We start from the raw sequence: 8184 nt of genomic DNA on the forward strand, positions 1-8184 counted from the left end.
CCGCTGGTCGCGCCGCTCGTCGGTGCTGGACCGCGGTCGCCGGTCGTCGACGCCGCCGGGCCGTGCGCGTCGCTCGTCGTTCGTCGGGCGTGCGCGTCGGTCGTCGCCGCTCGGGCGGGTGCGTCGGTCGTCACCGCCGGGGCGGGCGCGCCGGTCGTCGGACGTGGGCTGTCGGCGCTGGTCGTCGGGGCGCTGACCCCCGCGACCGGGACGGCCCCGGCCGCCCGGCCCGGGGCGTCGGCCGGGTCGGCTGTCGCGGTGCGGCACGTCAGGCGGGGACGGGCGTGAGGGCGCCGACGGCGCGGAGCACGAACGTCTCGGTCTGCTCGATCGCGCGCTCGCGCTCGGCGCCGCCCTGGGGCACGCCGCGCCCGGACAGGCACGCGTTGACGAGCGGGACGATCGTGTCGACGTCCTGGTCGGGGAAGACGCCCGACTCGATCCCGGCGGCGAGGATGCGGCGCAGGATCTGCTCGACGACGACGACGTGCTCACGGACCCGCTGCTGCGCGCCGCGGGACAGGACGGAGCGCAGCTCGGGCCCGGGGGCGACGTGGTAGACGCGCGTCAGCGACGCCTGCTGCCGGACGTAGGTGCGGAGCTGCTCGACGGGGTCGTCGATGTCGTCGAGCGAGCGCTGCAGGGTGGCGGTGTACTGCTCGGTCTCGTGCGTGATGAAGCCGAGGAGCAGCGCCTCCTTGTCGGGGAAGTGGTTGTAGACGGCGGTGCGTCCGACGCCGGCGGCCTGGGCGATCTCGGCGAGCGTGATGGCGTCGAAGCCGCGCTCGGCCATGAGGGCGGACAGCGCGGCGAAGAGCTTGCTGCGCGTCTGCTCGCGGTGCTCGTGCAGCGACCCGCCGATGATCTTGGGCATGGTGACATCGTCTCACGTTCTGTCAGAAACACGTCCCCGTGCCCGCCCGCTGGTCAGGAGCGCGCTCGCGGCCGCGCGAACACCCCGCCGATGAACCCGAGCACCGCCCCGACGAGGATCAGCGGCACGCCGTTGGTCACGACGAACGCGTCGTCGACGGGGAACTGCAGCTGTGCGACGAGCGCCCCGATCCCGAGCAGCGCGGCGAGGATCGCCGACCGCCGGATCTGCTTCCCGGTCCCGGTGAGCCCGAGCAGCATGATCAGCGCGAGGAGCGCGACCAGCAGGGTCGCGGCGACGGCCGCCGCGATGCTGATCGCGACCTCGTTGCCCGTCGACGCCTCCGTCACGACGAGCTCGAGGTCGACGACCTGACCGTCGAGCCACGGCAGCAGCGCCCCCGCGATCATCGCGAGCGCGCCGAGCCACACGAGCCACCGCTTCGCGACGGGCCGCCAGTCGCGTGCCGTCTGGGTGAGCGTCGCCGCACCCTCGACCGACCCGGCGGCGTCGCTCGCCACGACCGTCACCGCACGGGACCGCTGCGTCCCGCCGTCGGGCAGGGGCGCGTCGAACGAGAGCTGCACGCGCGCGACCTGACCGGGAGCGACCGTGAGCTGGTCCTGCGAGAACGTGAACCGCGCCTGCCCGAGCTCGTCACGGGCCGCGAGCCGCACCGTCAGCGGCGACGTGCCGGCACGGTTGTCGACGTCGACCGCGAACGCCCCGCGTCGCGCCTCGGTGGACAACGTCGCCGGCGACACCTGCAGCCGTGCGGTCGTGATCGGGTCGGCCGGTGCGCTCACGTCGAGCACCCCCGTCGCCTCGACCTCGCGCCGCCCGTCCGACACGACGACCGAGAACGGCCGCGACGCCGACGTGCCCGGCGCCGGGGCGCTGGTCCGCAGCAGCGCGTGCACGCGCGTCGCCCGGCCGCCCGGCACGACGAACCGGTCGTGCCCGAACGAGAACGCGACGAGGCGCTGGGGGTCGCGGCCGGTCACGTCGACCGCGAGCCCGTCGTCCTCGGCCCGGTTGTCGACGATGACGTCGAACGCGCCCGTCTCCGTCCCGACGACGTGCAGGTGGCTCGGCTCGAGGCGCACCGTGAACGGCTCGGGCTCCTCCTCCGCGGCCGTGCGCTGCACGACCGTGACCGACGTCGACACGGGTCCGTCGTCGTCGGACGCCGACAACGTGAGCCGCCGCGTCGCCTCGCGACCGGGGTCCGGCGCAGGCGCGCTGAACCGCACGCGCACGTCCGCGGTGCCGAGCGCCGGGACGTCGACCGCGGGCGGCACGACGTCGGCACGCACGACGTCCTCGTCGTCCTGCACGGTCAGGGCGTAGTGCCGCGGGTGGTTCGACGCGCGGTTGTCGACCGTCACCGTGAACGCGCCGTCGGTCGCGTCGTCGAGCTGGAGCAGGTGCGGGCGCGTGGTGAGCGTCGGCGGCGGGCCGTACGGCGGCACGGTGACCCGCACGGCGACCGGCGCGGCCTTCGTCGGGTCGAGCGACGACCGCACGAGCATCGGCAGGTCGAGGTTCTGCGCGACGACCGGCTCCCCGGCGCGGGCCGCGAGCGTCACGGTGACGGTGCGCGCCTCGCCCGGCATGAGGTTCGCGTCGTCGTGCGTCACGACCAGCCACGACGGGGGCGCGAGCGCGTGCACGACCATCCCGTCGACGACCGGCGACACGTTCTTCAGCGACAGCGTGAACGTGCCCGGGGTGTCCTTCGTGACGACGACGGCCGCCTGCTCGGGCGACACGACGGGGACCGCGGCGCGCTCCTCGGGCCGCAGCTCCGCGGCGGGCGTGGACCCGGAGGCGACCCCGACCGGCCCGGTCCCGGCCGCCGGCGTCGCGGGTGCGGGCGTCGTGGGGGAGGGTGCGGTCGTCGCAGTGCTCGTCGTCGGTGCGGGCGCGGTCGTCGTCGTCGCGGGGCCCGTCACCGGCGCGGTCGTCGTGGGCGCGCTCGTCGGGCCGGTCGGCGGTTGCCCGCCGTCCCAGCCGAAGTACGTGTCGCACACCCGGCAGAACTCGGCCGTCGCCGGGTTCACGGCGCCGCACACGTCGCAGATGCGCTCGGCCATACCGTCTCCCTCGACCTTCGTCAGGCTAGTCGCGCGGCCCCGGGCCGCGGCAGACCGTGCACGAAAGGGCAGCCGACGCTGCCCGGGCACGCCGGTGGACGTCCGCCGCGCCACGAAGAAGGAGCGCGCGACGGCACGGGAAGTACGCCCGACGGCCGCCGGTCCGAGCGGAGGCCCCCGGGGCCCGGCGAGACCACGACGACACGTTCCCGGACACCCGCGCGGAAATAGCGGACGATTCGTACACTCGGAGGTCACGGGGGGCAGTGCTCGGCGGTGGGTCGAGGGGAGAGTCATGTCGCAGCACGACTCCGTGCGGGTCGCCCACGAGTACTTCGTCACGACCGGGCGCCTCGCCGGGCAGCACGTCCGACGCCTCGTCGCCGACTCGTGGCGACGCAGCGCGCGCAGCGGTGTCGACCCCGAGGTCCCCGCGCCGCCCGTCGACATGTCCGGCCGCACGCTCACCTCCTACCGCCGCGGGCACGCGCTCTCGGCCGCGATGCCCGTCGTGCGCGACCTGCTGGTCCGGCCGGGCGCGGGCGCCGGGTGGATCACCGCGCTGACCGACGACGCGGGTCGCCTGCTGTGGGTCGAGGGCGACCGCGACGTGCGCCGCAAGGTCGAGGGCGTCGGGTTCGTCGAGGGTGCCGTGTGGAGCGAGGACCGCGCCGGGACGAACGCGCCCGGTGTCGCGCTCGTCACCGAGCGGCCCGCGCAGGTCGTCGGGACCGAGCACTACGCGCGCACCGTGCACCCGTGGAACTGCACCGCCGCGCCCGTGCGCGCACCGTCCGGGCAGGTGCTCGGGGTGCTCGACGTCACGGGCGGTCCCGTCGTCGCGACCGCCGTGATGATGTCGCTGGTGCGTGCGACCGTCGCCGCGGTCGAGGCCGAGCTGGCCCGCGCGGCCGCCGGGCCCGTGCTGCAGCTGCCGTCGGACCGGGTCGTCACCGCGATCACCGGCGGGCAGCGGACGGCCGTCGGCGCGCGGCTGCGCGTGCTCGGTCCCGCGGTGCCGACGCTGCACCTCGACGGCCGCGACGTGCGACTCACGCTGCGGCACGCCGAGATCCTGCTGCTCCTCGCGCAGCACCACGCCGGGCTCACCGCCGACGAGCTCGCCGTGCAGCTCAGCGACGACGTGCTGTCCGACGTGACCGTGCGCGCCGAGGTGTCGCGCCTGCGCCGCGTCGTCGGGCCGCTGCTGTCGCCGTCCCGCCCCTACCGCCTCACCGCGCCGATCCGGTCCGACGCGGACACCGTGCGCGGTCTGCTGGAGGTCGGCGACGTGGTCGCCGCGCTCGCCAACCACCCGGGCGTCGTCCTGCCGCGGTCCGTCGCGCCCGGCGTCGAGCGCATCCGCGAGGACCTGCGGGCCGACCTGCGCGCCGCCGTGCTCGCCAGCCCCGAGGAGGGCGCGGTCTCCCGGTGGGTGTCGTCCGACGACGGCGCCGACGACTGGCAGGCGTGGCAGCGCCTCGCCGTCCTCGCCCCCCGCGGCACCCCGGCGCACGTCCAGGCCCGCGGCCGCCTCGACCTCCTGTCCCACCGCCTGGCGACCCACCGCGCCGGCTGACGTCGCCGCGCACCGCCCTGCAGGCGGCCCCGCCACGGCCCCGGCCGTCGAGCGCCCGGGCGAACGCGCCCCCGAACCGGACCCGATGGCGCGCTCGACGACACGGCGACCGGTCGACCCGGGTCTCGTGACCGCCCACGGCCGCAACGCGGTACCCAGCACCGGGTGGACGGTCCGCCCGTGCCGCCCACGCAGCAGCCGGTGCAACGGTCGTGCAACGGCGCGTGCCTAGCGTGGGCGTGTCGCGGCAACGACGCCGCGACCGCGGGTGCGCCACAAGCCTTCGCCCGCGGACCCCGCCAGGGAGGCGTGATGACCGTCTACGCGCCGCCGGGACAGCCCGGCAGCCTCATCTCCTACCGCGACCGCTACGACCACTGGATCGGCGGTGAGTTCGTCGCGCCCGCGTCGGGCCGCTACTTCGAGAACCCCAGCCCGGTGACGGGCCGGACGTTCACCGAGGTCGGCCGGGGCGACGCCGACGACATCGAGCGTGCGCTCGACGCGGCGCACGGTGCGTCGCGCGCGTGGGGGAGGACGACCGCCACGGAGCGGGCCGTGATCCTCAACAAGATCGCGGACCGCATGGAGCAGAACCTCGAGATGCTCGCCGCGGCGGAGGCGTGGGAGAACGGCAAGCCCGTGCGCGAGACGCTCGCGTTCGACATCCCGCTCGCGATCGACCACTTCCGCTACTTCGCGGGCGCGATCCGGGCGCAGGAGGGGTCGATCTCGGAGATCGACGGCGACACGATCGCCTACCACTTCCACGAGCCGCTCGGCGTGGTCGCGCAGATCATCCCGTGGAACTTCCCGATCCTCATGGCGACGTGGAAGCTCGCCCCGGCGCTGGCCGCGGGCAACGCGGTCGTCCTGAAGCCGGCCGAGCAGACGCCCGCGTCGATCCTGCTGCTCATGGAGCTGATCGCGGACCTGCTGCCCGCGGGCGTCGTCAACGTCGTCAACGGGTTCGGGGTCGAGGCGGGCAAGCCGCTCGCGTCGTCGCCGCGCGTGCGGAAGGTCGCGTTCACGGGCGAGACCACGACGGGCCGGCTGATCATGCAGTACGCCAGCCAGAACATCATCCCGGTGACCCTGGAGCTCGGCGGCAAGAGCCCGAACATCTTCTTCGAGGACGTCGTCCGCGAGAAGGACGGGTTCTACGACAAGGCGCTCGAGGGCTTCGCGATGTTCGCCCTCAACCAGGGCGAGGTGTGCACGTGCCCGTCGCGCGCGCTCATCCAGGAGTCGATCTACGACGAGTTCCTGGAGGCCGTGAAGCTGCGCACGGAGAGCATGCGCCAGGGCGACCCGCTCGACACGGAGACCCAGGTCGGCGCGCAGGCGTCGAACGACCAGCTCGAGAAGATCCTGTCCTACCTGGACATCGGCCGCGCGGAGGGGGCGCGGGTGGTGACGGGCGGGCACCGGGCGGAGCTGTCGGGCGACCTGTCGGGCGGGTACTACGTGACGCCGACGATCTTCGAGGGGAAGAACTCCATGCGGGTCTTCCAGGAGGAGATCTTCGGTCCCGTCGTGGCGGTGACGTCGTTCTCGGACTACGAGGACGCCATCTCCATCGCCAACGACACGCTGTACGGCCTCGGCGCCGGTGTCTGGTCCCGCGAGGCGGCGATCCAGTACCGGGCGGGCCGTGACATCGAGGCGGGCCGCGTGTGGACGAACTGCTACCACGCGTACCCCGCGGCGGCGGCGTTCGGCGGCTACAAGGGCTCGGGCGTCGGCCGCGAGAACCACAAGATGATGCTGGACCACTACCAGCAGACGAAGAACCTCCTCGTGTCGTACACGCAGGAGTCGCTCGGGCTGTTCTGACGGGCGGGCACGCGGTCGCGGCGGAGGTTCGGAGGGGAGCTTCCGCCGCGACCGTGAGGCACGGGTCGGGACGACGAGCGACGCCGCCCGACGGCGGCCGGCCGGGGCACCGGTCGTCGCCGGGCGGGGGAGGAGGCGAGATGGGACTTCCGGAGCGGGTCGCGGCGACGGACGCCGCGCTCGACATGCTGCGGACGCTGCGCGGGCAGCACGGCGAGCTGATGATCCACCAGTCGGGCGGGTGCTGCGACGGGTCGTCGCCGATGTGCTACCCGTCGGGCGACCTGATCACGGGCGACGTCGACGTGCACCTGGGCGACCTCGACCTGGGCGACGGGGCGAGCGTGCCCGTGTGGATGACGCGCGCGCAGTACGAGTACTGGAAGCACACGCACCTGACGATCGACCTGGTGCCGGGCCGCGGCGCGGGCTTCTCGCTCGAGGCGCCCGAGGGCGTGCGGTTCCTGCTGCGCTCGCGCGTCCTCACGGACGAGGAGTACGGCGCGCTGCACGCGGCGGGGTTCGTCTGACGGGTGTCGTGGTCGACGTCGGCTCCGGTGCGGTCGGCGGTCCCGGCGACGTCGTCGGCGTGCCCCGACGGACACGTGACGTCGAGCCGGCGACAGGTGTGGACGAGGCGGCGACACGGTGGCGCGGAGCGTCTAGCGTGCGGGCATGACGAGCGAGCCGACGACCGACGCCCCCGCCGACGCCCCCGCCGCCCAGCCCGCCCCGGCGATCGAGCCCGACACCAAGGACTGGACCTGGGTGCTGCGCGAGCCGTGCCCGGAGTGCGGGTTCCAGGCGGCCGACGTCGACGTGCACGCGATCGGCGGCACGGTCCGCGACCTCACGCCGCGGTGGATCTCCGCGCTCAACCGTGAGGACGCGCGGGTGCGCCCCGAGCCGCAGGTGTGGAGCGTGCTCGAGTACGGCGCGCACGTGCGGGACGTGCTCCGGGTGTTCGACGGCCGCCTCGCGCTCATGCTCGAGCAGGACGACCCGCTGTTCGAGAACTGGGACCAGGACGCGACGGCGCTCGCGGACCGGTACGACCTGCAGGACCCGGTGCTGGTCGCCGACGAGCTCGCGGACGCGGCCGACGTGATCGCGGACCGGTTCGACGCGGTGCGCGAGGACCAGGTGGAGCGCCCGGGCCGCCGGTCGAACGGGTCGGTGTTCACGGTCCGCACGCTCGGCCAGTACTTCGTGCACGACCTGGTGCACCACCTGCACGACGTGCGCGCCTGACGTCGTGTGCGCCTGACGACGTGTGCGCCTGACGGCGTGCGCGGTTGACTTCGTCGCCCGTCGCCCGTCGCCCGTCGCCCGTCGCCCGTCGCCCGTCGCCCGTCGCCCGTCGCCCGTCGCCCGTCGCCCCGCGGCGCCCTCGCACCGGTCCGTCCCGCTGACGGGCGTCGGTGCGGGGGCGCCGCAACTTTTGTCCACAGGGTCTGTCCACAGCGGTGTGCAAAGGGTTGTGTTGATGTGGACACCTGAAGCGATTAGGCCCTGACCTGCGGATCCGGCGTGTCCGAGGGACTCGCCGCGTCCGACACCCTGCCGAAACCTGCCCGCAGCAATCCGGGGGTACGGTCCGCGCATGATCCTGGCCGAGGTCATCCCTGCGCCGCTCGTCGGCCGGCACGTCCTGGTGCTGCCCGCCGGCACCGACGTGCGCCCGCTCGCCGCCGCGTGGTTCCCGGGCGCCGCCTGGGAACGTCAGCCGCTCGACCCCGGCGAGCGGCCCGCCGCCGCCCGGCCCACGGGCGCGCGGTTCCGCGGGATCGTCGTCGAGG

General features: G+C 74.5%; 7 protein-coding genes and 1 pseudogene. 6 read left to right on the forward strand and 2 right to left on the reverse strand.

Features of this window, described 5'->3' with window-relative positions; translation table 11 throughout:
- Nucleotides 1-288 (forward strand): hypothetical protein (locus CTKZ_RS22195; RefSeq protein WP_210766393.1); only part of this gene is annotated, 288 nt, incomplete at its 5' end.
- Here the strand turns inward: CTKZ_RS22195 and CTKZ_RS10205 are convergent.
- Both CTKZ_RS10205 and CTKZ_RS22005 read right to left on the reverse strand, forming a co-directional pair.
- The gene (locus CTKZ_RS10205) at nt 269-874 is read right to left on the reverse strand and encodes a TetR/AcrR family transcriptional regulator (RefSeq protein ID WP_124342853.1); all 606 of its coding nucleotides are present in this window, start codon (nt 872-874) and stop codon (nt 269-271) included. The genes CTKZ_RS22195 and CTKZ_RS10205 overlap by 20 nt on opposite strands.
- 53 nt (nt 875-927) lie before the next feature.
- Nucleotides 928-2970, reverse strand: a complete 2043-nt coding sequence (locus CTKZ_RS22005) for an amino acid adenylation domain-containing protein (RefSeq protein WP_200829698.1) — start codon at nt 2968-2970, stop codon at nt 928-930.
- Between the two features lie 295 nt (nt 2971-3265).
- On the opposite strand from CTKZ_RS22005, the gene CTKZ_RS10215 reads away from it, so the two are divergent.
- The 5 genes and pseudogenes from CTKZ_RS10215 to CTKZ_RS10235 all read left to right on the forward strand — a co-directional run.
- Nucleotides 3266-4549 (forward strand): sigma-54-dependent transcriptional regulator family protein, encoded by a 1284-nt coding sequence (locus CTKZ_RS10215; RefSeq protein WP_124342854.1) that lies wholly within the window; start codon nt 3266-3268, stop codon nt 4547-4549.
- A gap of 312 nt (nt 4550-4861) precedes the next feature.
- The gene (gene exaC / locus CTKZ_RS10220) at nt 4862-6385 is read left to right on the forward strand and encodes an acetaldehyde dehydrogenase ExaC (RefSeq protein ID WP_124342855.1); all 1524 of its coding nucleotides are present in this window, start codon (nt 4862-4864) and stop codon (nt 6383-6385) included.
- Nucleotides 6386-6525: 140 nt separating this feature from the next.
- Complete coding sequence (locus CTKZ_RS10225) at nt 6526-6915, forward strand: DUF779 domain-containing protein (RefSeq protein ID WP_124342856.1); 390 nt, start codon at nt 6526-6528, stop codon at nt 6913-6915.
- Between the two features lie 145 nt (nt 6916-7060).
- A complete protein-coding gene (locus CTKZ_RS10230) occupies nt 7061-7636 on the forward strand; it encodes a DinB family protein (protein WP_124342857.1) in 576 nt (191 codons plus the stop codon).
- Nucleotides 7637-7988: 352 nt separating this feature from the next.
- Nucleotides 7989-8184 (forward strand): annotated as a pseudogene (locus tag CTKZ_RS10235) (hypothetical protein); the annotation flags it as partial.

This window comes from Cellulomonas algicola, from assembly GCF_003851725.1.
GTDB classification, from domain to species: Bacteria; Actinomycetota; Actinomycetes; order Actinomycetales; family Cellulomonadaceae; genus Cellulomonas; species Cellulomonas algicola.